18 protein-coding genes and 2 tRNA genes are annotated in these 26,329 nt (G+C 36.0%); 7 read left to right on the forward strand and 13 right to left on the reverse strand.

The genetic code is table 11. From position 1 onward, the window contains the following. Positions 1–144 precede the first annotated feature (144 nt). The 3 genes from ACFIO5_RS06865 to ACFIO5_RS06875 all read right to left on the reverse strand — a co-directional run bounded on the left by ACFIO5_RS06865 (position 145) and on the right by ACFIO5_RS06875 (position 2,439). A tRNA-Val gene (locus ACFIO5_RS06865) sits at positions 145–219 on the reverse strand. Between the two features lie 97 nt (positions 220–316). Continuing rightward, the gene (gene cpdR, locus ACFIO5_RS06870; protein WP_005773448.1) at positions 317–679 is read right to left on the reverse strand and encodes a cell cycle two-component system response regulator CpdR; all 363 of its coding nucleotides are present in this window, start codon (positions 677–679) and stop codon (positions 317–319) included. A gap of 842 nt (positions 680–1,521) precedes the next feature. Next, positions 1,522–2,439, reverse strand: coding sequence for a serine aminopeptidase domain-containing protein (locus tag ACFIO5_RS06875; RefSeq protein WP_375655011.1), 918 nt, complete (start codon positions 2,437–2,439; stop codon positions 1,522–1,524). 260 nt (positions 2,440–2,699) lie between these two features. Between ACFIO5_RS06875 and ACFIO5_RS06880 the strand changes: the two genes are divergently transcribed. Beyond that, positions 2,700–3,167: an Hsp20 family protein gene (locus ACFIO5_RS06880; RefSeq protein WP_375613075.1), complete on the forward strand. Its 468-nt coding sequence runs from the start codon at positions 2,700–2,702 to the stop codon at positions 3,165–3,167. 252 nt (positions 3,168–3,419) lie between these two features. Here ACFIO5_RS06880 and ACFIO5_RS06885 read toward each other — a convergent pair. After that, positions 3,420–3,496: transfer RNA gene (locus ACFIO5_RS06885), tRNA-Pro, on the reverse strand. A 607-nt stretch (positions 3,497–4,103) separates the two neighbouring features. On the opposite strand from ACFIO5_RS06885, the gene ACFIO5_RS06890 reads away from it, so the two are divergent. Beyond that, positions 4,104–4,469: an iron-sulfur cluster assembly accessory protein gene (locus ACFIO5_RS06890; RefSeq protein ID WP_375633160.1), complete on the forward strand. Its 366-nt coding sequence runs from the start codon at positions 4,104–4,106 to the stop codon at positions 4,467–4,469. Positions 4,470–4,539: 70 nt separating this feature from the next. Here ACFIO5_RS06890 and mazG read toward each other — a convergent pair whose 3' ends face one another. The 8 genes from mazG to ACFIO5_RS06930 all read right to left on the reverse strand — a co-directional run bounded on the left by mazG (position 4,540) and on the right by ACFIO5_RS06930 (position 18,242). Continuing rightward, on the reverse strand, positions 4,540–5,355 hold the full coding sequence (gene mazG, locus ACFIO5_RS06895; RefSeq protein ID WP_375633159.1) for a nucleoside triphosphate pyrophosphohydrolase: 816 nt from the start codon (positions 5,353–5,355) through the stop codon (positions 4,540–4,542). Positions 5,356–5,388: 33 nt separating this feature from the next. Beyond that, positions 5,389–6,318, reverse strand: a complete 930-nt coding sequence (locus tag ACFIO5_RS06900; protein WP_273791402.1) for a lipid A biosynthesis lauroyl acyltransferase — start codon at positions 6,316–6,318, stop codon at positions 5,389–5,391. A 6-nt stretch (positions 6,319–6,324) separates the two neighbouring features. Continuing rightward, positions 6,325–7,353, reverse strand: coding sequence for a zinc-binding dehydrogenase (locus tag ACFIO5_RS06905; protein ID WP_375633158.1), 1,029 nt, complete (start codon positions 7,351–7,353; stop codon positions 6,325–6,327). Positions 7,354–7,410: 57 nt separating this feature from the next. Beyond that, positions 7,411–8,685, reverse strand: a complete 1,275-nt coding sequence (locus ACFIO5_RS06910) for a beta-ketoacyl-ACP synthase (protein WP_375633157.1) — start codon at positions 8,683–8,685, stop codon at positions 7,411–7,413. 15 nt (positions 8,686–8,700) lie between these two features. Further along, a complete protein-coding gene (locus ACFIO5_RS06915) occupies positions 8,701–9,876 on the reverse strand; it encodes a beta-ketoacyl-ACP synthase (protein WP_375705167.1) in 1,176 nt (391 codons plus the stop codon). Positions 9,877–9,886: 10 nt separating this feature from the next. Continuing rightward, complete coding sequence (locus ACFIO5_RS06920; protein ID WP_005773457.1) at positions 9,887–10,171, reverse strand: acyl carrier protein; 285 nt, start codon at positions 10,169–10,171, stop codon at positions 9,887–9,889. Between the two features lie 189 nt (positions 10,172–10,360). Continuing rightward, the gene (locus tag ACFIO5_RS06925) at positions 10,361–12,679 is read right to left on the reverse strand and encodes an NADP-dependent malic enzyme (protein WP_375705168.1); all 2,319 of its coding nucleotides are present in this window, start codon (positions 12,677–12,679) and stop codon (positions 10,361–10,363) included. Positions 12,680–13,682: 1,003 nt separating this feature from the next. Continuing rightward, positions 13,683–18,242, reverse strand: a complete 4,560-nt coding sequence (locus ACFIO5_RS06930; RefSeq protein ID WP_375705169.1) for a hypothetical protein — start codon at positions 18,240–18,242, stop codon at positions 13,683–13,685. A gap of 652 nt (positions 18,243–18,894) precedes the next feature. Here ACFIO5_RS06930 and hfq point away from each other — a divergent pair. The 4 genes from hfq (at position 18,895) to ACFIO5_RS06950 (ending at position 23,729) form a co-directional block, all read left to right on the forward strand. Next, a complete protein-coding gene (gene hfq, locus ACFIO5_RS06935; RefSeq protein WP_005773461.1) occupies positions 18,895–19,134 on the forward strand; it encodes an RNA chaperone Hfq in 240 nt (79 codons plus the stop codon). Between the two features lie 53 nt (positions 19,135–19,187). Then, positions 19,188–20,525 (forward strand): GTPase HflX, encoded by a 1,338-nt coding sequence (gene hflX, locus ACFIO5_RS06940; protein ID WP_375633154.1) that lies wholly within the window; start codon positions 19,188–19,190, stop codon positions 20,523–20,525. Between the two features lie 149 nt (positions 20,526–20,674). Further along, positions 20,675–22,501, forward strand: coding sequence for a hypothetical protein (locus tag ACFIO5_RS06945; RefSeq protein WP_375642967.1), 1,827 nt, complete (start codon positions 20,675–20,677; stop codon positions 22,499–22,501). A gap of 151 nt (positions 22,502–22,652) precedes the next feature. Next, complete coding sequence (locus tag ACFIO5_RS06950) at positions 22,653–23,729, forward strand: COX15/CtaA family protein (protein WP_375636981.1); 1,077 nt, start codon at positions 22,653–22,655, stop codon at positions 23,727–23,729. Between the two features lie 20 nt (positions 23,730–23,749). Here ACFIO5_RS06950 and argC read toward each other — a convergent pair whose 3' ends face one another. Next, the gene (gene argC / locus ACFIO5_RS06955; RefSeq protein WP_375633151.1) at positions 23,750–24,682 is read right to left on the reverse strand and encodes an N-acetyl-gamma-glutamyl-phosphate reductase; all 933 of its coding nucleotides are present in this window, start codon (positions 24,680–24,682) and stop codon (positions 23,750–23,752) included. A gap of 323 nt (positions 24,683–25,005) precedes the next feature. On the opposite strand from argC, the gene glyA reads away from it, so the two are divergent. Further along, the gene (glyA, locus tag ACFIO5_RS06960) at positions 25,006–26,319 is read left to right on the forward strand and encodes a serine hydroxymethyltransferase (protein ID WP_375634485.1); all 1,314 of its coding nucleotides are present in this window, start codon (positions 25,006–25,008) and stop codon (positions 26,317–26,319) included. Positions 26,320–26,329 lie beyond the last annotated feature (10 nt).

Consider the following 26,329-nt stretch of genomic DNA (forward strand, 5'->3'; position numbering starts at 1 on the left):
ACTTCAAAGAAACATTAGAAACATTGTGCGAAGCGTGCTTTATAGAGAAATGTTAAAAATCCTATTCCCTTAACTTTATTAAGGTATCCCTCACTTAAAAAAACATATGTAAAATCAATAAATTATTGTTGATATAAAATGCAATGGTGGGCGTGACAGGGATTGAACCTGTGACCCCTACGATGTCAACGTAGTGCTCTCCCGCTGAGCTACACGCCCATTCATTGATGTTGCATACACCATATAGAATGCCAAACGTCAATGCCTAATTTTATTTTCTCTTTCAACAGATGCAAATAACTTTAAAAAATACTTTTTAAGCAGCGATAAGGATCTTTTCAACTTCATTGACAAGTTCACGTAAGTGAAATGGCTTAGAGAGAACCTTTGCATCAGGAGGGGCATCACTATTTGAATTGAGTGCTACCGCTGCAAAACCCGTAATGAACATTACTCGTAAATCGGGGTCAATCTCAGTCGCACGTCGTGCAAGTTCGATTCCGTCCATCTCTGGCATCACAATATCAGTCAGGAGAAGGGAAAATGGCTCTTCTTGTAAACGTTCATATGCGCTAATACCATTATCGAAATCGGCGACTTCGTAGCCTGCACGTTCTAGGGCTTTTACGAGAAAGCGACGCATATCGTTATCATCTTCTGCGAGCAGGATTCGTTTCATGATTATATTCCAATGGCTCCATTTGTCAGAGTTTTGCCGCATCAATTATACAATATAGAGTATTTATAAAAAAGATGGTAAAATGCTCATAATTGAAATGAATGGCAAAATGGTTAATTCTTACATTCTGATTCAAAATACAGCATATTCGTTGTGAGTTGGTTAAATTCGAAATATATGTGATTTTGAAAAAAGAAGGGGTTCTCTAAAACTACTAAGATGATTTATTACTATCTTTTCTTTTAAAGTTACTGATTATTATCAGAATTCCATTAAAAAACTTATGAAAACCGTTATTGTAGGGTTTTCATATATCGAGAAATTAGAAGAATATTATGTTAATTTATTGTTTTTAAAAAGTTCTCCTAAGAAATAGAAATTTTATAGTTATTTGTTTTTATAGAGATTTGTAATAAATATTATAAATGCGCTTTATTTCAATTTTTTTCTTAAATAGATGAAAACTATTGTTTTCCTAGATATAATATTAAATTATCACTTAATAAAAGATCAAAAATAGTATTTTGATGCTTTATTTGTAAATATGTATCATGTTATATTAAGATATATTTATTATTTTTATTTATATAAATAGTTTTTTTATTAAGTTATTTTTTATGATGTAAAATAATATTATTTAATGTAATGATATACTTTGTATATTAGTTTTTTATTAGAATGCGTGGTGAATATTTAGGTCATGGCTTGCCTGTAAAGGCTAGAAAACGAATCATATGAGTGGTTGGAAAGAAAAATCTATTATATTTATAAAGTGTTTGTAGATCCAATGCTCGTAGAAATTTTCTTTTTTGATGGGGTGGAGCGGAAATTAAGGTTTAGTGTTATTTTACAGATACATTATCGGGAATAAAGGCATCAAATGCAGCCCAAAATTGTTTTTTATAATCTTCGTTAACCATAATTGTATCCAGTTCAGCGCCTGTAATAGTAATACTTTCTGTTAGACGTGTGTGTTGGCATAATTGCCGCACTTCAATGTTGTTTGCAATATTGTTTTGATTGGCAAGAATAAAGAGTGTTGGGATTCGTAAATTTCCATGAAGTACATTTCTCTTCATAGAATCAATCGCATTAAATACTGAAGCCATCCATTGGGATGTTGGGGGCTTAATGGAAGGGAGCGGCACTTTATGTATGTGTCCCAATTGTATATTTTTTTGTTTTGTCTTGTTTAATTTTTTCCCATCTTTCACTGGTATAAAGCCAAGACCTATATCAGAAAGAAATTGTGTTAATTTATGTTGAAAACTATTCGTTTTATTGCCGAATGGAGCAAAAAGAGGAGAAACACAGAGCAATCTATTAAACTGATGATTAATGAGATCTAATCCGCTAAGTGCTATCAATCCACCTATGCCATAGGTGAGCATAGAGTAAGGCGGCGGATAATTAGGATAAACAATATTTTTAAGAAATTTATATAAGTCATTAATATCATTATTTATATCAAAACAATGATATCGTCTTTGTTTTCTTATCTTGAAGGATATTTTTTTTTGATCAAAGCAGTCAAATATTGCTGTATGAAAACCGCGTTTAGAAATTTCATTTATTAATAAAAAATATTTTTCTAAAGTATTTGCGTAGCTTTTGAGAATAACAATTGTTCCCTTAGATTTTTTCACCTCAGGATATGTTATAGCAAAACGAATTTCGTGATCTATTGCTATTTTAAGAGTATCATGATGGATATTAAGAGAAGTGGAACCCCAGTCTATGGGATAAAGAGGTGTTTCCAATTGAAATCCTTTTTACAGTGTATTTGCCGTTTAGTGCTTTGATATTTATGTAATGAAGAAAGAGGATTAAAAAAGGGGTATATTGCTTTTTAGATAGTTTTTATCAATTTAGGTCCCAAAGAGTTGAAATAAAGAAAAACGATTACTAGATAATATAGTGCGGTTGCCATGATGGGGCCGCAGGTTCACAAGTAAGTTTGCCATGTGGGAACTTTGTGAATTAATTATAAATTATAGTCGCTCTAGAGGAGGGCAATATTATGCGTCAAGTAGATTTTTCACCATTTTATCGTTCCACAGTAGGTTTTGATCATCTTTTTAACTGGTTTGATTCTAGAACACAACCAGACGAAGTTTCTTCTTATCCCCCTTATAATATCGAGCGTTTAACTGAAGATTCTTATAGAATTTCTATGGCTGTTGCTGGTTTTTCTCAAGATGAAATTGATATTGAAACGCATTGTAACCAGCTGATCGTTAAGGGAGACAGAAAGTCTAAAAATGATGATGAAGAGCGAGAATTCCTTTATCGAGGTATTGCTTCGCGTGCTTTTGAACGGCGTTTTCATTTGGCTGATCATGTTAAGGTTATTGGGGCAGAACTTGGAGATGGGCTTCTTCATATTCAGCTTAAAAGGGAAATGCCAGCTGAATTAAAACCCAAAAAGATAACCGTACAGATGTCACCATCCATTACAAAAAATGATAACAGCGACGTTATCGTGTAAAGAAAATTTAGAAAATATGAGATCGGATAATTATAAATTTTTCTGAAGAATAAAAAACGCGAGGCAAAAGGTCTCGCGTTTCGTATGTGTTTTCCTAAGAGCGAAGCGCATTTTAATAAAACAGCTTATCTCGAATTTATGATAAAATATCATTGCACATTATTCTACGTTGAAGAAAAAAATCATGTGTGTGCAATTGAAATGCATAATAATTCACTTTTTAAGTAAGCTTATTTTATAGCATTTTAAAAATGGTCGGAGCGGCGGGATTTGAACCCACGACCCCTTGACCCCCAGTCAAGTGCGCTACCAAGCTGCGCTACGCTCCGAGTTCGTGTAAAACGATTAAATGACTGTTTCTTTAAAGGCAAGAGAAAAAATAAACAGAATAAAATCTAAAATGCTTTTGCACTTAGAGCTTTTGAAAGTAAAAATTTTGGACATCAATATTTTGTTGTTAATTCAAGATAAATAACGAATTTGTAAAATTCTTTGTGATCATTAAATTTTTAGCTTTATAGTTAATAGATGTATGCATTTAATTACTTTTGAGATTGTGAGGAGGGGGGTAAGATTGGTGACTTTAGGGGTATGAATTGGAGCAAATGAGTGCGGAAGGTATATTGTTTTCTTACCTAATCGTTACTTTTCTAAAAAGATAAGGATTTTCAAAAGAAGAGGAGTGAATGTATGGTTTTGAAAAGTTTCGTTTTTTTAGAGTTTTATAGATGAGGTATTTTGCATTTTATGTGGATAAAAAATTGTAAGTTCTGGATTGTATAATTACAAATCTCATTTTACGGGTATGTATTTTTATCCAAATAAACAAGGTCAGAATGCTTTAATTTATGTTTCGTTTTTTTTCTAAAAGATCAGATAAAATATTATAGAGGAAAAACTTTCAAAGTGTCTATTGAACTAAGAAAAGAGTAAACTATGAGCCGTTTTTCGGTAATAAATTTGACGCAAGCAGCAGTGGATCGTGTTAAAGCGATTATGGATGCAAAAGATGCACAGGGTATTCTTGTTGGTATCAAAAAAGGTGGTTGTGCAGGGATGGAGTATACAATTACTCTTGTCAAAGAAAAGGGGATAGCTGCGGATGTTGTTGAAGTGAATGGTGCCCGTGTTTTTGTAGCACATGATGCGGTATTATTTTTATTAGGAACGCAGATGGATTATGAAGTGACAACGTTGCGGTCTGGTTTTGTCTTTAAAAATCCTAATCAAGTTTCAGCATGCGGGTGTGGCGAATCGGTGGAACTTCGTCCTGCTACGCAGGATCAATATAAAACAAATTGAGCTGAGCTAAATTATAATTTAGTAATTTTAGAGGGGCTTGTTCTTTTAGGTAGAAGAAATCTACTATTTTTTATCGTTCATTTTTAGCTTGCTTCCAAAGTGCTTCCATTTCATTCAAGGATGCGTCAGTGAGTGTTTTAGATTGAGTGGATAGCTTTTCTTCAATATAGGCGAAACGATTTCGAAATTTTATATTCGTTTTTTTTAATGCTTTTTGTGAATCAATCGCTAAGTGGCGCGCGAGATTAAGAAGTATAAAGTAGAGATCTCCAAACTCTGCTTCTATTTCTGAGTTTTGTTTACTTTTGATGGCTTCTTTGAGCTCTTCCAGTTCTTCTTCTATTTTTTCAAAAACTTTATCACTTTTTTGCCAATCAAAACCTACTTTAGCTGCTGCTTCTTGTAAAGCAAGTGCCTCTTGGTTTGCTGGCTGGATTTGTTTTACTGTTGCGAGTATGCTTGTGGAGGAATTGTTGTTTTTTTCTTCGCACATTCTTTTTTGTTCAACCTGTTCTCTTTTTTTTATATATTCCCACTCCTCTTTTATAAATCCTCGTTTTTTTTGCTCGGCATTTCCAAAAACATGAGGATGGCGTCGAATCATTTTTTCCGTGATTGCATAAACAACATCTTCAAAAGTAAAGCTGCCTTCTTCTTGTGCTATGGTAGCATGATAGACAACTTGTAAAAGAAGATCCCCAAGTTCTTCACAGAGATCCTTTCGATTTTTTCGTTCAATGGCATCGATGACTTCGTAAACTTCTTCGAGCATATAGGGTATGAGGGATTCAAAAGTTTGTTTTTTATGCCAGATACAACCATTATCAGAGTTTCGTAATGCAGTGATAATTGTAGTGAGATCTCTGATATCTTTTGAGGCTAACATTTTGCACTTCCTTTGTAAGCAATAGAGCTTATGTTAGATGTCCCAACGTCTATGTAACCACATCCATTGTCCAGGATATTCACGGACCCAAGATTCAACAATATCATTTAATTTTTGCGTAGAAGCAGCTATATCGATATCATTTTTTTCATCACGTGGAAGTTCTACATGTTCATATAACTCTAAACGATGACGTCCACTAGGCAAACGAATACAACGTGCTGGATAAATATCACAGTCATATTGTCGAGCAAGTTTTATAATTAAGGGGTTTGTTTTAAGAGGTCTGTTAAAAAATGTTCCCATGATACCGCGGCGAAATTTTTGATCAACGAGCATACCAACATTTTCACCTTCTTCTAATTTGGCTGCTAATGCCCATGCTGCACCGGCCTTGGAGGGAACAAGATGTCCCATAGAAGTTTGTCGTGCTTTAAGGATTCGTTTGGCAACATAGGGATTATTGGGTGGTCTAAATAATACCGTAACATTAAGATCAAAACTTTGTGCACAAATAGGCAGAAGTTCAAAATTGCCAGTATGTGCGGTGAAAAAAATATGTGGTTTTTTTTCATTTTTTAATCGCTCAAATATTTCAATGCCTTTAACCTCAATGAAACCTGGCTCGTCTGCATGAGGATCAAAATCAAAAATTTTATCAAGAAAAATATATTCAGCTAGGAAACGTCCTATATTTTCCCACATTTCTATTGCAATCGCACGGAGTTCTTGCTCTGTTTTTTCTGGATATGCACTCCTAAGGTTTGCAAGTGTGATTTGATGACGATGTACAAGGGGACCAATTTTTTTTGCTAACCAAGCAAAAAAAGAAATTCCCATTTTGGCTGGAAAACATTTTAGAATAAATAAAGAACCAAAGAGTAGATATGCCCATAACAAGTAGGATATTTTTTTAGCTATAATTTTAATACGATATATGAGATTTTTAAGAGAAAGCTTCATCATGATTTAATCGATTTTAAGGATAATTTTACCAAAAACATCACGACTCTCCATTCGTTTTAAAGCTGTATCAATTTCATCCAGCCCAACAATTGTATCAATGACAGGGTGTACGGCTTTTTGTGCCATTTTTTGCATGGCATTTTTCATATTTTCCATACGGCAGCCAAATGAACCGAATATCTTGAGCTGTTGCTGGAATAATTGCATGAGATTTATTGGTGCTGAAACACCAGAGGTAGAACCGCAAGTCACTAAGCGTGCTCCTTTTTTCATACATAACAGAGAACCGTTCCATGTATCGACACCAACATGCTCAAAAACAACATCAACACCTTTTTTTTGGGTTAATTTACGCACTACACCTTCAAAACGATCTTTACGATAATTAATCACATGATCTGCCCCAAGAGAGTGCGCTTTTGCAATTTTTTCATCTGAACCTACAGTTGTGATAACTGTACAGCCCATGTGTTTTGCAAGTTGAATGGCTGCAGAACCAATACCTGAGCCACCAGCCTGTACCAGGATTGTTTCTCCTGCTTGTAGTTTTGCGTTATCGAAAAGCATATGTTCTACGGTACCAAAAGTAATTGGAGCAACTGCTGCTTGCAATTCATCACATTGGGGAGGTGATGGAACTAATAAACGTGCTGGCAAATTGACAAGCTCACACGCAAATCCATCAAGGTGAAAACCATAGACTCCCTTTACATTACTGCAAAGATTATCCCGTCCTTCATGACAAGCTTGGCATACTCCGCAGGTTTGTGCACCATAAATTGAGACAATCTGTCCAAGTTGGAGATGTTCAACGCCATCTCCTATTTGTATAACCTCACCAGAGGCTTCTGCACCAATGATGAGTGGCATTTTTCTTTTCGCAAAAGCCATGCCACGCCATCCCCATACATCAATATGATTAAGAGCAACGGCTTTTATCCGCACAGTTACTTCACCTATACTAGGTGAAGATGGCGGGGAAATATTGGTGATTTCAAGCCGACGATCATCGAAGAGTTTCAGTGCACGCATTATCATCCCCCTTAAATATATTATTGGTTAGCGTTATAAAATTTTATTATTAAAGGATTATCCTTTATATGCAGTGATAACAAGACTCATATTTTGACCACCAAATCCAAATGAGTTTGACAAAACCGCATTGACACAGGACTTACGGCTATGATGAGGAACAACATCTAAAGGGATAGTAGGGTCAGGATTATCATAATTTATTGTCGGTGGAAGTATTCCCGATTGAATGGTTAAAAGCGAAAAAACCGCTTCTATTGCACCAGCAGCAGTTAATGTATGCCCAATCATTGATTTATTAGAAGAGACAGGAATATGCTCTAAAAGATCACCGAATACTGTTGATAATGCAAGATATTCCATTTTCTCATTTTCAGGTGTTGAAGTTCCGTGGGCATTAATATAGTCAATTTCATTGATGGTTATTTTTGCATCGTCTAAAGCTTTGCGAACGGATTCAATTGCTGGTGATGCATCGGGTTTTGAACGTGTACGGTGAAAGTCATCGGCGGTTTCTCCACAGCCAGCTAAAATTCCTAAAACTGTAGCATTACGGTTTAATGCGCTTTGAAGAGATTCAAGAACAAGAGCGCCTGAGCCTTCTGCCATAACAAAACCATCTCGATCACGGCTAAAGGGTTTTGCTGCTTTTTCTGGAGGCTCATTCTGAGTTGAAAGAGCAGATAGTAGCGAAAAACGAATAAGAGATTCTGCTGAAACTGATCCATCTGTCGCAATTATGAGAGCTCTATTTGTCTCTCTCCGTCTAATAGACTCAACACCTAATTGAATTGCTGTTGCACCAGATGCACAGGCAGTGGAAAGTGTAACAGGAAGTCCTTTTGTGCCAAATGTTTTTTGAAGTTTTTCTGCAATTGCACCAAATTGTGTGGATTCAAAAAGCGTCTCATGGAGTTTATCCTTACAGACTTTAAGAAGATGTGCATAAGAAGGCTCATTATTGAATTCTTCCTCTTGATCAAGACTAAAACGTGCTTTCCATTCAAGTTCAACAGGAGGAGCAGCTAGAAAGAGTGGTCCATTAAAATTTTTTTTATCAATAGTAGCTTGTTCTAAAGCTTCTTCAGCAGAAAGATGTGCAAGCTTCTCAGAGAGAGCTGAAGCACCAAGTGTACTTTCTTTAAGAAAATCAATTGTTCCAGCAATATATGTATTTAATCCCTCAACGGGAAAACGTGTTATTTTGTGGATACCACTTACACCGCTAGTTAATTTTTGCCAATTTTCATGTTTCCCTTGTCCCAGTGATGTGACAATGCCTGCACCAGTTATTGCTACAAGTGGACGCCCAAAATGATCATGATATTTCACTATAGAAATTCCCCTTCAAACAGCAGTAAGACGCACAATACCTTCAGCTCTTTTTATACCAATCGTTGTAACAAATATTTCACGTACTTCTTTAGAAAAAGGTTTTTCATGAGGACTTAACACTGGAAAACCGCGTTTTTTTTCAATTGAAAGTGCTGCAAGAGCTAGAGCTAGAGGAAATTGTGCTTCCCGCATATAACCAAATAATGTTGTAATGCCACGGTAAAATAGATCAGCATTATCAAGAGCATTTTGTTCTGCTTTTGTTGCTTCGTGAGCTCCTGAGGCTGCTGAAATGGCTAAGGCAGATTTAGCGCCCGCAGTTTTTAACATTGTTGCAATTGAATCTCTAAGTGGAATTTTGGTTCTATCTGTTTGGTCTGTAATAATTTGGCTAATTTCAGCATAAGCACGTGCGTTGCGTTTTTTGGCATGTTCTCCACTTTCAATAACTAGGAAGATCCCACCAGAACCTGCTATGACACCGCCGCCTGGATAGATTCCACGATCCCACACTGGGCTCCATCCATTATGGGTTAAAAGACCACCAAGCTCATGCGCCAACAACATATCATAACTTTGTGCATTATAGGAACTTCCTACAAGAGCATGGGTACTTTGACCTGATTTAATACGAGCTACAGCAATTTGAAGTGCAGAAAGACCACTGCCTTCTTCTCCCATAAATGTACGAGATGATCCAGTGACTTTATGAACAATTGAAATGTTTCCTGCCAAAAGGTTTGAAAGTTGTGCCAAAAATAATGTTGGACGAAGTTCAGTTGAAAGAGCAACATTTAACATAGAAGCATGATCGGCAACTGCGCGCGCTTTAGAAAGAATCTGTGTATCAACAGTAATATCACGTTCTCCCCCACTTGCCGCTACGATCATATCCATTGTTGAAGTGAGTTGTTCATTATTTTTTATGCCGGCATCATCAAGAGCAAGACCAGCCGCATAGGTACCAAGACGCTGCCATGTTCCCATTTGCCGTTGATCACTTTTTTTAGGAATTTGTAAACTCCAATCAATTTCGGGCAATTTATGAACCGTGTAAGGTGAAAAAGTTGTATAATCTAGGTTTGGTGTACGGATTGGATCATTTAAGAGATTCCAATGTTGATCAGTTCCTTCCCCCAGAGAGCTTATGAGACCTATACCAGTGATGAATACAGATTGATCATGCATGGCGAAAAAACTACTCCGCCTGTTTTAAGGCAACGAGATCATCAATTTTTGCACAAAGGTTTTTAAGAACAAAGTATTCTTCTGTTGCAACGGTACCTTCGTTGACTTCTTGTGTCCATTGTTCTAGAGGGACTTTTATTCCAAAAGCTTTATCAATAGCGAAAACAATATCAAGAAAATCAAGACTGTCGATTCCTAAATCGTCAATTGTATGACTCTCAGGTGTAATTGTATTGCGATCAATTTCACTGATTTCTGCAATGATATCAGCAACTTTATCAAACGTGGAAGGCAATGTACGGATTCCTTATTATAGAGTTAGTAAATTCAAAATACATTTAATATTGTTCTTCTAGCCTTTTTTCTCTTTAAAAAAAAGACTTAATCCAGAATATAGCTGTCTTTATCTATAGAGAAAAGAGGTTTACAGTACATGAAATACTATATCTCAATATTTAAAAAACTTTGAAATTTTATTACGCATTTATTTTACGAGACTATTTTTTCTATTGGCAGCAAGGACAGCAAGGGCTGTTATATTAACAACTCCCCGGGAAGTTACTGAAGGCGTTAAGATATGGGCGGGACGTGCTGCCCCGATTAGAATAGGACCAACATGGAGTGCATTTGTGAGGCTTTTAACAGTGTTGAGCGTGATATTGGCTGAATCAAGTGTTGGAAAGACAAGCAAATTAGCTTCACTTTTAAGACGAGAATTAGGAAAAACACGATCACGAAAAACTTTGGAAAGGGCAGCATCAGCATGCATTTCACCATCTGCTTCTAAATCAGGGTGTAATTTGGCAAGAATTTCTGTTGCACGTCGCATTTTACGCGCACTTTCTGTGTTTTTAGAACCAAAGTTTGAGTGTGATAATAAGGCTGCTTTTGGTGTTATTCCAAATGCTTCAACTTCTTGAGCTGCCAACACAGTCATTTCAGCGATTTCTTCTGCAGAAGGATTTTCATTGACGTAAGTATCTGTAAGGAAAAGAGTACGTTGTTGAGAGATAAGCAAACTCATAGCAGAAAAACGGTGAACATGAGGATCAAGACCGATAATTTGTTCAATCAATTCAAGTTGACGTTCAAAGCGTCCTTCTAAGCCGCAAATCATTGCATCTGCTTCTTCACGCATAACGGCAAGGGCAGCAATAGCCGTTGTTGATGTTCTCACTACTGTTTTTGCCATTTCAGGCGTAACACCACGCCTTCCTGTATAATGAAAAAATAAATTAACATAATCACGAAAACGTGGATCATCTTCAGGGTTTGTTAATTCAAAATCTATACCGGGACGAATTCTTAAACCAAAGCGTTTTAATCTTGCTTCTACGACATGTGGACGGCCGATAAGGAGGGGCGTTGCTGTTTGTTCTTCAATGACAATTTGTGCCGCACGAAGGACGCGTTCATCTTCACCATTGGCATAGATGACGCGTTTACGTTTTGCTGTTTTTGCTGCAGCAAAAACAGGTTTCATTGTTAAACCAGAAAGAAAGACAAATCGATTGAGGATATCATAGTAGGCCTCCATATCTTCAATGGGACGAATGGCAACACCAGTTGTCATTGCTGCTTTAGCAACAGCGGGGGCAATACGCAGTATTAAACGCGGATCAAAAGGAGAGGGGATTAGATAGTCTGGTCCAAAATTGGGTGGTTCTTTTGAGTATGCACGTGCTACAACATCTGAAGTTTCTTCACGTGCAAGGGCAGCAATCGCATGAACAGCGGCCATTTTCATTTCTTCATTAATTGCACTAGCACCTACGTCTAATGCACCACGGAAGATATAGGGAAAACAAAGGACATTATTAACTTGATTGGGATAATCAGAGCGTCCTGTGCAGATCATTGCATCTGGTCGTATAGAGCGTGCTTCTTCAGGCATAATTTCTGGTACTGGATTAGCCAGTGCTAAAATGAGTGGATTTTGAGCCATTCTTTTAAGATATTCAGGCTTTAAAACACCACCTGCAGATAGGCCTAGAAAAATATCCGCATCATCAATAATATCAGATAAAGTTCGTGCGTCCGTTTTTTGTGCGTAATTGATTTTCCAACGATCCATAAGGGTCTTGCGACCTTCATAAACAACTCCCTCTAAGTCACTAAGCCAAATATTTTCAACTTTTGCCCCAAGACGAACCAAAAGATTAAGGCAAGCGAGGGCAGCAGCACCTGCACCTGAGGTAACTATTTTTGCATTTTCAATTTTTTTTCCTGAAAGATTTAAGGCATTTAATACAGCCGCAGAAACAATAATGGCAGTTCCATGTTGGTCATCATGAAAAACTGGAATTTTCATTTTAGCACGAAGCTTTTCTTCGATGTCAAAACATTCAGGAGCCTTAATGTCTTCAAGATTAATACCACCAAATGTAGGTTCTAAAGTCGATACCGTTTGTACCATTTGTTCTATATCGGATGCATCAATTTCAATATCAAAGACATCAATATTCGCAAATTTTTTGAATAAAACGGCTTTACCTTCCATAACTGGCTTTGAAGCAAGAGGGCCAATATTTCCTAAACCAAGAACAGCAGTTCCATTGGATATAACAGCGACTAAATTAGAACGGGAGGTATATTGAGCAGCAAGATTAGGATCTTCATGAATTGCAAGACATGGTGCAGCAACACCTGGAGAATAAGCAAGAGCTAAATCACGTTGGTTATCAAGAGGTTTTGTTGCTTGTATTTCCAATTTTCCAGGTTTAGGGTACTGGTGATAAAAAAGTGCGGCACTGTCAAGTTCAGCTTTTGGTGAACTGAAATCACTATTTCGTTCTCTAGACATTTTTATGATATCCAAGTTAGCGTATGTGTATATGAGATGTTCCATCTACGATAAGGTTTTGTCCACTAATAGATCCTCATTTCTCTGAATATCAAAATGCATGAGTATGAGAAAACTCTTCTGGATCGTAAAACCAGTTTGATGATTCTTTTTGTTTGTGTGCATGAATAATTTCATTGATAGAAGCACGATTAGTTTTTTCTTTCCTTAATAAAACGCGTAAAAATTGATTAGTCTACAAACGAATAAAATATTACTAATAATTACATTACCAAGCCATTATTTTTTTTGCAATGCTTACAACTTAAGGAAAGAAAAGAAGAGTGTTTTCTATTAACTTCATCTTCTTTATTTAAATTTCTATAGGGAGGTAGAAGAAATTTTAAATAACAATTTGCAATTTATAAATTATTTTTGCAGCTATTTAAAAGGAAATTGGAACTTTAAAAATGGGAGTTGTTTTGTTTATTATTCAATTGAACTCTTAATAATGCAAACTTTATAATTTATAATGAATCATCTCGTATGTTGAATGAGAAATTTGAATACAATAAGATTCTTTTAGCTCAAACTCATCTAATATAATAAAAAATATTTACTTACATAATTCAAACGAGAGTAATATGTGGATAAAAAACATTAAAAAAAATAAATAGAAGTGTTTCTATGAGCTATTTTAATACAAAAGCATGAATTTTTTTCACAATTAATAAAAATAATTATTACCGATTTTGTACCTTTATGAAACTATGAAAAATAAAGGAGTTAAGAAAAAGATAAGGAAATAGAAAACATGCTTTATCATTCTTAGAATGATACGTTGTTTGATAAGCCATTACGCTTCTTTAGGGTTATTGCTTAGGATATCAAAGAAAACCGCATGCCAATTATCCCAACCTTTGAAGTACAAAGCTACAGTTGAAAAAAAAGCATTCTATGATGAGCCATTAAAACAACTGGAGAGAGAAAGTGGAAAAAATATCTTTTTCCACTTTCTTATTTGTTATTGGATTCGACCACTTGCATGAGCAAGCATAGTATAAACTTTTCCGGTATCTGATATCAAGTACTTGCGAACTGAGTTGGAAGAGCCAGAACTGCGCGATATATCACGTAAGAGCTTTTCGAAATCTGTAACATATTGATTCACTGAACGTTTAAACCCAAAATCGCTCATATATTTTTTCTTAATCATTTCAAATATTTTTTGTCCATTTAAGGTATAAAGGCGTTCTGTTACGATGTTTTTTTGTCCACGTTGATAATGATCCCATAGCTCAACAATGGCATTGTGATTAATAGCTTGCACTATACCAGAAGCTAATGAATTAAGAGAGCAGTTTGCAGGAGATGGTTTTGTTTGCACTGATGTTAAAACATCATCACTAGGGGGAGCATCATAAAATGTTTCTTCACGTGAAGCTCTTTCTAAGAGATTTGATACCCATTTATTTGGTCTTTTTTTGCTTTGATCTTGTTGCAAAATAGGCTTAGGTGGCACAATCTTTTTAACAGACTCAGTGGAACTGTCACTTTTTTGATTAAACATTGATGATGTAGGAAATGCTGACATTAGCTGTTTTTGTGCGCTCTTTTGATCATTTTGTATAACACTGACTAAATCTTGTAACGCTGTAATCTGTTCATTCAAAGCTGTGCGAATTGTTTGCGTTGTTTCTTTTGTTTTTTCTGGAAGTTTTTTTACATTTTCATTGATATCATTATTAATCTTTGAAAGCTCTAAACGAACTTCATCAGCGGAGCGACGTATATCTTCTGCTGCTTCTGAAAAACGCGTTGATGCTTCACTAACAAGCTTATTAAGTGATTGTTGGAATGAATTTGTGGAGTTACGCGCATTCTTATCAGAGCGTTCAAGTGCTAAGTTGAAGATTTTTTCATAATGCCCAATCATTTGATTAATTTCATGAGACTTTGAAACAAGAGCATCGCTTAATACAGAAAGCGTATTATGTTTTTCTTCAAGTGTTGCACTAAGTGAATTTTCAGACTGTTCAAGAACATGAATAGTTTGGGAAAGTGTCTTTGCATGTTCACCAAAACTGCTCGTTATATGATTAATTTGTTCAAAGGTACTCTTTGAAAGTCCTTGCAGAATTTCAACATTAGTATTGAGCGCTTGATTTGAAGCTGACAAACGCTCTGCTACTTGGTCCGTGTTGCGGAAAAAATTATTCGTACTCTCATTAAACTGCCCATCAATATTTTGAACAGCCGATAATAAAACATTACTATTTTCCTGAAAATTGTAAATTGATTGATTCAACTGTGTTAAGATGGATGAGACATTATTAACAAGCTCTTCCTTCATAATCGTTATTGTTTGAAGTGTTTCAGAGTTAGCTTTGGTTAAGCTATTCACTAAAGATTCGTTATGTGCATAAATTCTTTGTTCAGCATCTTGTGTGGAAAGAGAGAGTTGTTCACCGATATGCTGTGTTAAAGAATCAATTGATTCTGTCGTATTTTGCGCTGCTTGATTTAAGTGATTTGTAAGCTCTGTTATTTTTCCAACATGTTTTGAAATTTGTGTTGTTGTTTGATTTCCAGCATCTTCCAGACGGCTCGTTACATCAGAGAGTTGATATCCTAAATTATTTTTAAGATTTTGCATAGAGTGATGAAGAACATCACAGCGTTCATTAAGAACTTGTTCTATTGCTGTTGTTGATGTGTGAATAGTTTCATTCAATAATGCTTGTGCATTATGACTGGCTGTTGCGAAAGCTTCGACAGTATGCGCTGTTTGTTCAGACAGAACGGACAGAACTTTTTCACTGGTATCATAAACAGTTTTTTTGACATTTGATACAATGCGATTGCCTGATTCTGAGAGAATATTTTCTGCTTGTGCAGTAACATTTGTAACAGATGAAAGAATTTGTTCACTCGTAGAAGAAAGAATATCAGAAGCTTTTATAATCTTATTATGCAGGTTATCTGTCACTGTATTAACAGAGTCTTCTAAGGTTACACGCATATTGTCAACACTGCTTTCCAGCGCTTGTTGAATTATCTGACTTTGCTCATTATTAATCATGAGAGACGTTTTTAATGTGTCAGAACGTTCCTCAATAACAGATGTTTGCATATCAATGGCTTCACAGATTTGGCTAAATTTTTCAGATAATGTTTCCTCTAGCGTTGTTGTCCGTTCAAAAATTTTGTGTGCACGATCTTCTAGATCTGTATCGAATGATTCCATACGTGTTTCAAGGGTTTCAAAGAAAACACCACTCGATTGAGAGAGCGTATTCTTTAAAATTTCGGCATGGCTTTCAAGGTTTTTGATATGATCTTGAACCGTTTCAGTAATGTTTTTATTATTGGCGACAATTGCACTCTCAACTAAATCTATTTGTTGTTTCAATGCAACATCGACACGTATATCACTTTTTGCAATGAGGTTATGGATTGTTTCCATGCGTTGTTCAAGTGTGCGTGCTTGATCGGCAAGAACTTCATTGAGAGAAAAACTATTAATCGCTAAAGAGTCGCGCAGAGCATCGGCACGGATATCAATATTTCTCGCTTGTGCTTCTAAAGCATCTTGGGTTGTATTACAACTTTGTACAATGACATCTTGTAACTTTTCAGTGCATTGAATGATGTTTGTAATATGATTTTCAGCTTGTTTATCAACGACTTGAACATTGTCAGCCAAAACTTTTTCAATATGAGAAGTATTTTGGGATAAAACATCAATTTGATTTCTTAATGTATCGGCAATTTTATTCTTCTCGTTATCGAGCATGTCTGCCATAAGAGCTCGTTGATCAGAAAGTTGTACTTTAAAATCTTGTGAACGTTCTTGTATGATATCAACAATGGCATTGTCGACATATTGAATTTCTTCTCTCAGACTTTCTTTACTTTTATCAATTGCAGAAAGAATAGCTTCACGTCCATTTGTAAATGCATGGGTAATGTCTGCTGTTTTTTCTTGGAGGTTCTCATTTATTTTCAAGACATGAGCTTCCAAGAAGTTACCAAGTTTTTCAGCATTATCCTCTAAAGCCTGACTGCGTTCTATAAAGGAATCAATGATGGAATCACTATGTTCTTTAAGAGAAAGATCAACCGTTGCTAAACGTTGTTCAAAGGCTCCAATTGCTTGCGAGGTTACGTTATCAAATTTAGAAGAGAGTTTATGTGCTTGGTCGTCGAGCTTTAAGATCTTCTCATCAAAATTCTGTAGAGATTGATTATTACGATCAATAAGAGCTTTATCCAAGGCTTTAAACTTTTCATCGACAGCGTGCAAAGTTTGATCTGTTACTGCTTGTATATGTGTTGCAATTTTAGCAACATGTACTTCTGCTTTTTCAGCTGTTTCATTAAAAGTTTTTTCTATTTGTTTTTCATTATGATCAAATCGTTTTGCAAAGCCATCGAAGTTTTTTCCTAATTCATGAAAAAATTCCGTGTTTTTCTGCTGAATTTGTGTTGTTGTTTTGTTAAATTTTTCAACAAGCTGATTTGTTACGCCATCACCAGCATAGGAAAGTTTTTCAACGAGGTCTTCGCCTTGTTTTTGTAAAGTTTGAGAAAGGGTTTGTGCAAGCTTTTCAACATTGGTTACAATGTTAGAGGTAACCAAACCAAATTCATCACTCAGTTGTTCTTGGGTTCCTTTAATTGTTGATTGTACGCGATCTGCATGATTCAAAATGGCTATGCGTTCATTACTCAATTCTTTGATTAATGTGTGAATGCGTGATTCATTTTCAGCATAGGCTTGTTCTAGATTATGAACTTCACCTTGTATGATTGCTTCAAGTTCAACAGCACGTCCGAGGGTACGTTCAATACCTTCGTTCATTGCTGCTACTTCTTCACGAATGGTTTGCCCTATAGCAATAGCTTGTTTTTCAGATAGATGTTGTGGTTCACTAAGGCGCTGTGCAGCATTGGTCATAAGAAGCGCAATATTATGCAAGTCGTTTGAACGTTTTGTTAATTGAGCAACGCCCCAAGATATAAGGATAGGAATTGCTGTTCCGGCTGCTACAGCAAGTCCTGTTGGGGATGTAACAAAAGTGCTGATATTGGATAAGGAGCTGAGTCCGGTAGGTGCGAGCTTATGCGCAATAAAAGCTCCTCCCGTTGCCCATAAAGCACTAAGCGCTGTTGTATACCAGTAGACTCGAGAGGAAGAACGCTGCTTGAATGGTCCAAAATTTACAGGGGTTGTTATATCATCATTTGCGGGAAGAAGTTTTGTAGGCAATAATGTATTATGAACAGTTCCACCTGAAATATCAGGTGAAGGTTTTGGAGCAAAAAGCTGTTCAACAACGGATTTATCAATAACAGCTTCATCATGAATATTAGAAACAAAAGTTGACGTACCGTTTTCAGCAAAAAATTCTTCTTCTGCCATTGCAATTTTTTGAATCAGATCATCGACATTAACAACATTTTCAGAATTATTGGATGATATTGTTTCAAATCCTGTGTCATCGAAATCAAAGTTCATAGCTTTTGTGAGGGCTTCTTCAACTTCAACTTCAAATGTTTGCAATTTTGTTCTGCGTGCCATACTCGCCTCGTACTCTTACAGCCGGAAAAGGGATACGTCCTCTTCCACATAATTTCTACATACTAGCTGTTAATTATTTAGAAAGGAATATGCTTAGGGAAAAATTTTAAAAACTTATCAAGATAAAGTTAACGCGGTTTCTTATACCCTGTTTAAAAATGTTATAAAATATAGTGAAAACAATTTATTATTTAAATCTAACTAAAACAAAAATACTGTTTACAACTTGTGTTTATAGAAAGCTTTATAAGCCGGCAGTCTTTGAAATAAGGACTTTAATAGCGGTTATATATACAGTAAGGTGCAAATGCCTCTCTTTAATATCGATAATCGTTAATAAATGTTGTTGTCCGCTTACTTTTATTGATTCTAAACGAAGCAGATTCATCATCACATATAGTCTGTAATAGCTTAGGATGTATAAAAGTATGCCTTTGAATTGTAAGCTCATAAAAAAGTAAACGTGGAAAAATTTTTAATTTAATATAGCTTTTCGTAAGTTGTACTTTATTATTGTCTTAAAGAGCCGTTTTTTCTCTAATTTCAGTTGTTTGTTGCTGAATTTTTAAGCTTCTACGTTGACAATTGGATATTTTTCAGTCGATATGCATGCACGAATATTTTATGCAATCTAGATAAAGGTGTAAGAATAATGGCAGAGCGATCACAACACCTGCAAGATGTGTTTTTAAATACGGTGCGTAAGCAAAAAATTTCCCTTACAATTTTTCTTGTCAATGGCGTTAAACTCACGGGTATTGTAACTTCATTTGATAATTTTTGTGTTCTTTTGCGCCGAGATGGACACGCGCAATTAGTTTATAAGCATGCTATTTCTACGATTATGCCTGGACAGCCTGTACAGATGTTTGAGGGTGAAAGTCCTGAGTAAACATATCATTTTAAGATAGACCTCTTATCCCATTTAAAAGTACTTAGATTGCTATGATAAATGAAAATGAGAGATTAGGAGGGGTATTTTCGCAGAATACAGGACAGGTGCGCGCACTTGTTTTGATACCGATTTTTCAAGAAAATAGAAGTGAAAGCTCTTTGAGAGAGTGTTCTATATCTTCTCGTGTTAAAGAATCATTGGGGTTAGCACGTGCTATAAGGTTAGAAGTTGTTAATTATGAAACGATAAATATTGCAACGCCTCGCTCTGCGACTCTCTTTGGAAAAGGTAAAGTAGATGCGTTAACCTGTTATATAGATGAATATTCTATTGAGCTTGTGATTGTAGATCACTTTTTAACGCCAGTACAGCAGCGTAATTTAGAAAAATTGTGGAATTGCAAAGTTATCGATAGAACGGCTTTGATTCTTGAAATTTTTGGGGACCGTGCACGAACAAAAGAAGGAGTTTTGCAAGTAGAGTTAGCGCGTTTGTCCTATCAAAAAGGGAGGCTTGTGCGGAGTTGGACGCACTTGGAAAGGCAACGGGGGGGGCGTGGCTTCCTAGGTGGACCTGGTGAGACGCAAATTGAAGCAGATAGGCGTCTTTTACAAGAAAAAATTATTCGTATTCGCCGCGAATTGCAAACGGTTATTAAAACGCGTGCACTTCATAGAGCAAAAAGGAAAAAAACATCTTATCCTGTTGTGGCACTGGTAGGATATACGAATACAGGAAAGTCAACTCTCTTTAACCGTTTAAGCGGTGCAGATGTTTTAGCAAAGAATATGTTATTTGCAACGCTTGATCCGACTTTGCGCAAAGTTGTTCTTCCCCATGGAAAAACTGTTCTTTTGTCTGATACTGTAGGGTTTATTTCTAACTTGCCAACGAATTTGATTGCAGCTTTTAGAGCAACCCTTGAAGAAGTGGTTGAAGCGGATCTCATTCTTCATGTAAGAGATATGTCAGATCTTGATCATCGAGCACATGCCCAAGATGTTTTAGAAGTGCTTTCAAGTCTTGATATCGATATTGATGATATGGAGCACATCATAGAAGTTTGGAATAAGATTGATATGTTAGATGAGCAAGCATTGAATGTTTTACAAACAAGCGCAAAGACGCGATTAAATCCTGCTCTCATGGTATCAGCACTTAAAGGGGATGGACTCGATCAATTATTAAGAGCCATTGAAAAGCTAATTTTTGGAGAGGTGCAAAGCATTGAATATCTTTTACAACCTCATGAAATGTCGCTTATTGATTGGTTTTATGAAAACTCTGCGGAAATAGTGCAAGAAGGGCATGATGATGGGTCTATTACCATTAGAGCGGTTGTTACTTCTGAAGCAAAAAAACAACTAGAGAGCCTCAAAAAAATATGAATTAAGTTCTTTAAAAATATTTTTGAACATTTGTGCTTAAATTTTATATTTTTATTATCTCAAAATAATATGACAGCAAGTTAAGAGGATAGTTACTACTTTCTCTTAATAAAACAATATGAAGAAGTATTTTGCTGGTTAAAATAAAGATGAGTCTTACATGTAATAAAAGACTATTCGTACGTACCGTATGGCGAAGCATTTTGATTGTTTTGCTATTACAAATTCTATGTGTATCTTTGATTTGGTTGTATTATTTTGTCCAGCCCCGTGGTTACCAAGCAACTTTAACATTTTCATTATCTGATTCTGTAGGAAAGCCATTACCAATTAAAAAGCAAGACAATGTTATCGCTTTTTTGTTTTCACAGCCTATGTTCTTCAATGATTCGAATTTTTCTTTAAGTGCTTCTTATAAGAAAAAAAATCATGAAAATATCCGTTTATCGCGTCATGGTGATTTTATCGATCTTATTTTTGAAGCCGAGACACTTGAAGCAGCTCAACGTGGGTTGGAAACTTGGTTTTCCGCATTTTCACAAGCAATCATAAAACAGAAACAATTCTTGTTAAATGATAAATTAGAAGACAAACAATATGATAATATTGCAATCCTTAATATCGTGCAGGAATTTCGTAAATCTATTGATTCTTTTATTCAGCGTGGTGTAAAACAAACAGAACTTCATAATCTTTCGATGCAATTAACGCAAGCAACTTTAAAGCGTATTCATTTAACAAGTTTGAATTCAACGATTAACATGATGCGTGAAAATGGGCAGTCTTTACTGTCTTTATCGTTTATTGCAGGCAATTCAGCAATTGTTTCTCTGGAATCTAAACGTGATCTCTTGGAAACGCAAAGAGCACATATGGCTGCACAATTAGGGTGGACACATCCTCAAATTAAAGCGATGACTGCAGAATTAGAGACAGTTTCTCATCAATTAAAAAATAAAATTTTACAGATTGTTTATCAAGTTCATTCAGATGAGTTTATTGCAACGGAATTGGAAAAACAGCTTCAAAAAAGGGTGAGTTTTTTTATAAGAGATCAATCCCAATCTTTGAATGAAATATTTAATGAATTTGAAAATAAAATAAAAGCAGCGATCGATGTCCAAAATAAAGCGATGAGCAAGTCTGTTCAACGAAGAGAAAAAGTCATTGGTTCATATTGGGGATTGAGTGATAATCCTCTTCTCTTACAAAATACAAATATCCACGTGGTTATGCCAATAACGTTAGCACCAATTTCTTTTATGGCTCTTTATGGAAAAAATATTCTTGTGAGTGCATTGGCCAGCTTCCTTACTCTTTTGCTAGGAATCTTGTTATTCTATCCGTGCTTTAAAAGGAAAAAAGACCAAATCTCAGAAGAGGATTTGAGATCAAAAGAAAATTCTCTTAAGAAGAATGAGAATATTTTAGTCTCTCAAGAAATGAAAAATTTTGAAGCTTTTATTACGATAGAGGGATTATCTGATGTTTTGAAATGGCGTGCTTCAACCATTATTTCAATCATTGGACCAGAGGCTGCACGGACAGCGGCAAAGCTTTCACTTCATCTCACAAAAGAGAACAAAACAATTTTGTTGGTCGATATTTCTGGTCAACAAATAGAGAAAGTCATTGGTCCACATCGCGGACTGAGTGATATTTTAACGGGCAATGCCAAGTTGCATGATGTTATTTACCGTGATTATGATACGGGGGTTGATATTCTTCCTCAGGGGGTAACAAGTGCCATTTCAGCACAAGATTTTTCAAATGATATTTTTCATATATTACAAGAATTTAAAAAAGAATATGATTTTATCATCCTAGAGATGGCAAGCGAACCAAAATATGGGTTTGAGCAATTTGCAGAGCTAACAGACTATTATATTTGTAATACTGTTCTTAATGAACAAGAATGGATGATGCGGATGGTAGACAGCTTTCCAAAGACTGTTTATCGCGTTGTAGCATCATAAGCTTCGTAAAGTAAAAAAGAAATATGTATCGCATGTTATAGTGGTACGCTTGTTTTTTGCTAAAGTTGTAGTACATACTAAAATAGACAAAGAGTTAATGTTTAAATTTTAAAATGCATTTTAGTTGGAGAGAAGCGTGGGGCAATCAGAGATGGTAGTAAAGAGATTAAACAATAGCATTTTAACGCCTGTGCAAAAGGAAAATAGAAAACATATACAGGTGTGGCTTTACTCTATTTTATTGCTGTGTTTGGCAATTGTCTTAGTGGGTGGCGCTACTCGTTTGACGGGATCAGGATTATCTATAACGGAATGGAAGCCAATACACGGCGTTATTCCACCGATTGGTGTGGATCAATGGCAAGAGGAATTTTTAAAATATCAACAGATAGCACAATATAAGCTGCTTAATCCTGATATGACCTTAAGTGCTTTTAAGGTCATTTTTTGGTGGGAATGGGCGCATCGTGTTCTTGGGCGTCTTGTTGGTCTTGTCGCTTTATTGGGGCTCATTTGGTTTTGGGCGACTAAGCGTGTTGAAAAAAATATCTTACTCCCGCTTATTGTTGTACCTATTCTTATCGCCTTTCAAGGCTTTATTGGTTGGTGGATGGTTGCTTCAGGGATTGGGCAAAGTAGTTTAACAAGTGTGAGCCAATATCGTTTGGCATTTCATCTTATAACGGCATGTTTTGTTATTGTTTTTGTTACTTATTTATCTCGAGGGCTTGCAGAATATTCAGAAAAGCCAGCAAATCAAAAGGTGCAATATTTTGCGGCTTGGCTTGTTATTCTCGTCTTGATAGAGATTTATTGGGGTGCTTTGGTTGCAGGGCTTCATGCAGGAAAAGTCTATAATACATGGCCCCTTATGGATGGTCAGATTATTCCTGATGGATTGTTACAGCATCGTCCTGTTTGGCTCAATTTATTCGAAAATCCCTTAACGGTTCAGTTTATTCATAGATTTTTTGCTTATTTTTTATTGATTGCCTCGGCTATTCATGCTTTCTATGTACAAAAAAATGTTCCCCGTTCAACCCACTCTCGTCGTGCATTTCTTATCTGTGGTATGATTATTATCCAAGCACTTTTAGGTATTTTGACACTGTTACATGAGGTTCCGATAAGTTTGGGGCTCATTCATCAAAGTATGGCATTAGTCGTGTTGTGTTTTGTTGTTGCGCATTGGCGAGCAACAAAAGGGGCTTATCCCGTTGTTGAATAAAAGTTTGTGAGTAGGGAGGTTTAGTTGCCTGAAAGCATTAAATCGAGGTTTTGGATAGCTGCAGCTGATGCGCCTTTTCCTAAATTATCGAATAGGGCGCTGAGATTGAAAATACCTTCACGATCATTTCCAAATACGAACAGTTTCATACCATCTTTATTGGCTAAATACTCTGGATTAAGTCTTTCAAGTGAAACAGTTTCTTCTTGTGATGCGACTAAAATGGTATTTTGTCCTTCGTAATGGTTTGCGAGAATTTCGCGCAAATCAGAACAGTTTGCTGATTTTGTGAATAAATGGCGATGCAGAGGAAGATTCACAATCATTCCTTGGGGAAAACGACTCACACTTGGTATAAAAACTGGGGTTTGATTGATTTGTCCATAGATTTTAATTTCTGGCACATGTTTGTGTTCAAGATTAAGACCATAGATAAAATAATTGTCCTGAATATTTTGTTGAGATTGATTTTCCATTTGTAAAATCAACTGTTTTCCACCACCGGTATAGCCGGAGATTGCATTAATCGAGATGGGATAATCGGCGTCTAGCAGTCCTGCTTCACGGAGTGGGCGAATCAAACTAATGGCACCGGTAGGATAGCATCCGGGATTGGTTATATAATGTGCTGCTTGGATGCGCTTTCTTTGTCCTGCTGTCATTTCAGGAAAACCGTAAACCCAGTCTGGTGCAACACGGTGGGCTGTCGAGCTATCAATAATCCTAATGTTTTTATTTTTTTTAAGCCAATGAACTGTTTCGCGTGCAGTATCATCTGGAAGACACAAAATAGCAATATCGGCTTGATTAAGATAGTCTTGTCGCAGATGAACATTATGGCGATCTTTATGAGCAAGAGAGAGTAGTTTTAAATCTGTACGCCTTTCTAAGCGTTTTTGTATTTGTAGTCCGGTTGTGCCATGTTCACCATCAATAAAAACTTTGGTTAGCATTCTTATTTGCCTTCGTATTAACTTTGCCTATTATATTCAGCTTTTCACATTATAAATTATTTTTAATCATTAAATTATTGAATTTCTTTAGATTATAGATACCTTTTGTAAAAGGTGTAAACAAATAAGAGTGTAAAAAAAGAAATGTAATCTCATTTTTTACCATTCTCGAGAGGGAAGTTTTTCGTTGTTTTTATAACAAAGAACTAAGATAAATATTTACCTCATTATTTTTGAGTGTAAGTAGTTTAAAATGTTTGGTTTGCATGGTTTGCTGTGTTATCGTTCCTTGACTTTATTTTTTTATGTTAGGAATGTGTTTTATGACTCAGCAAGAAAATGACGCACAAAAGCGCTTTTTTAATGATAATTTACAAACTGTTGATGGTGCAATTTTTGACGCAATTAGAGGGGAGTTTGAGCGTCAACAACATGAAATTGAGCTGATTGCTTCAGAGAATATTGTTTCAAGAGCGGTCCTTGAAGCGCAGGGGTCTGTTTTAACCAATAAGTATGCAGAAGGTTATCCAAGAAAGCGCTACTATGGTGGGTGTCAATTTGTTGATGTCGTTGAAGATTTAGCTATTGAAAGGGCAAAACAGCTTTTCGGTGCTGCGTTTGCGAATGTACAGCCTAATTCTGGTAGCCAAATGAATCAAGCTGTCTTTTTAGCTTTACTTCAGCCTGGTGATACATTTATGGGGTTGGATTTAAATGCTGGTGGTCACCTTACGCATGGTTCACCTGTTAATATGTCAGGAAAATGGTTTGATGTTGTTTCCTATGGTGTGCGTCAAGAAGATCAGATTATTGATATGGATGAGGTTGAGCAGCTTGCAAAAGAACGTAAGCCAAAACTTATTATAGCAGGGGGCTCATCTTATCCACGGCTATGGGATTGGGAAAGATTCCGTGAAATTGCAGATGAAATCGGTGCTCATTTACTCGTTGATATGTCTCATATTGCTGGTCTTGTTGCTGGTGGCGTGCATCCTTCACCTGTTCCACATGCGCATATTGTAACAACAACAACACATAAATCGCTTCGAGGTCCACGTGGTGGTTTAATATTGACAAATGATGAGGCTTTATCCAGAAAAATTAATTCTGCAATTTTTCCTGGTCTTCAAGGTGGTCCTTTAATGCATGTGATTGCCGCAAAGGCTGTTGCGTTTGAGGAGGCTTTGCGTCCCTCTTTCAAGAGTTATAGTGCTAATGTTGTCGCTAATGCGAAAACTTTAGCAAAAACATTACAGGGTAATGGTTTTAATATTGTTTCTGGTGGTACAGATAATCATTTGTTGTTGGTTGATTTACGTTCCAAAAATCTAACAGGTAAACGTGCTGAATTGGCTTTGGGACGCGCTCATATTACCTGCAATAAAAATGGCATTCCTTTTGATTCTGAAACGCCATCTATAACATCAGGAATTCGTTTGGGATCACCTGCTGCCACGACGCGTGGTTTTTTAGAAAAAGAGTTTATTCAAGTTGGTCATCTGATTTCAGAAGTTCTTGATGGTCTTCGGAGTGCAAAAAGTGATGAAGATAATCATGTCGTTGAAATGGCTGTTGAGAAAAAGGTAAAAGATATAACGAATCAATTTCCTCTTTACTCTTATCTTACCACTCGTTAAGGATACAAAG

Source organism: Bartonella sp. AA86SXKL, assembly GCF_042196885.1.

Bases quoted from the DNA above. Each gene is read 5' to 3' on its own strand.
- cpdR (WP_005773448.1), bottom strand. From the start codon at position 679: ATGAAACGAATCCTGCTCGCAGAAGATGATAACGATATGCGTCGCTTT.
- ACFIO5_RS06880 (WP_375613075.1), top strand. From the start codon at position 2,700: ATGCGTCAAGTAGATTTTTCACCATTTTATCGTTCCACAGTAGGTTTT.
- ACFIO5_RS06890 (WP_375633160.1), top strand. From the start codon at position 4,104: ATGAGCCGTTTTTCGGTAATAAATTTGACGCAAGCAGCAGTGGATCGT.
- mazG (WP_375633159.1), bottom strand. From the start codon at position 5,355: ATGTTAGCCTCAAAAGATATCAGAGATCTCACTACAATTATCACTGCA.
- ACFIO5_RS06900 (WP_273791402.1), bottom strand. From the start codon at position 6,318: ATGAAGCTTTCTCTTAAAAATCTCATATATCGTATTAAAATTATAGCT.
- ACFIO5_RS06905 (WP_375633158.1), bottom strand. From the start codon at position 7,353: ATGCGTGCACTGAAACTCTTCGATGATCGTCGGCTTGAAATCACCAAT.
- ACFIO5_RS06915 (WP_375705167.1), bottom strand. From the start codon at position 9,876: ATGCATGATCAATCTGTATTCATCACTGGTATAGGTCTCATAAGCTCT.
- ACFIO5_RS06925 (WP_375705168.1), bottom strand. From the start codon at position 12,679: ATGTCTAGAGAACGAAATAGTGATTTCAGTTCACCAAAAGCTGAACTT.
- ACFIO5_RS06930 (WP_375705169.1), bottom strand. From the start codon at position 18,242: ATGGCACGCAGAACAAAATTGCAAACATTTGAAGTTGAAGTTGAAGAA.
- hfq (WP_005773461.1), top strand. From the start codon at position 18,895: ATGGCAGAGCGATCACAACACCTGCAAGATGTGTTTTTAAATACGGTG.
- hflX (WP_375633154.1), top strand. From the start codon at position 19,188: ATGATAAATGAAAATGAGAGATTAGGAGGGGTATTTTCGCAGAATACA.
- ACFIO5_RS06945 (WP_375642967.1), top strand. From the start codon at position 20,675: ATGAGTCTTACATGTAATAAAAGACTATTCGTACGTACCGTATGGCGA.
- ACFIO5_RS06950 (WP_375636981.1), top strand. From the start codon at position 22,653: ATGGTAGTAAAGAGATTAAACAATAGCATTTTAACGCCTGTGCAAAAG.
- argC (WP_375633151.1), bottom strand. From the start codon at position 24,682: ATGCTAACCAAAGTTTTTATTGATGGTGAACATGGCACAACCGGACTA.
- glyA (WP_375634485.1), top strand. From the start codon at position 25,006: ATGACTCAGCAAGAAAATGACGCACAAAAGCGCTTTTTTAATGATAAT.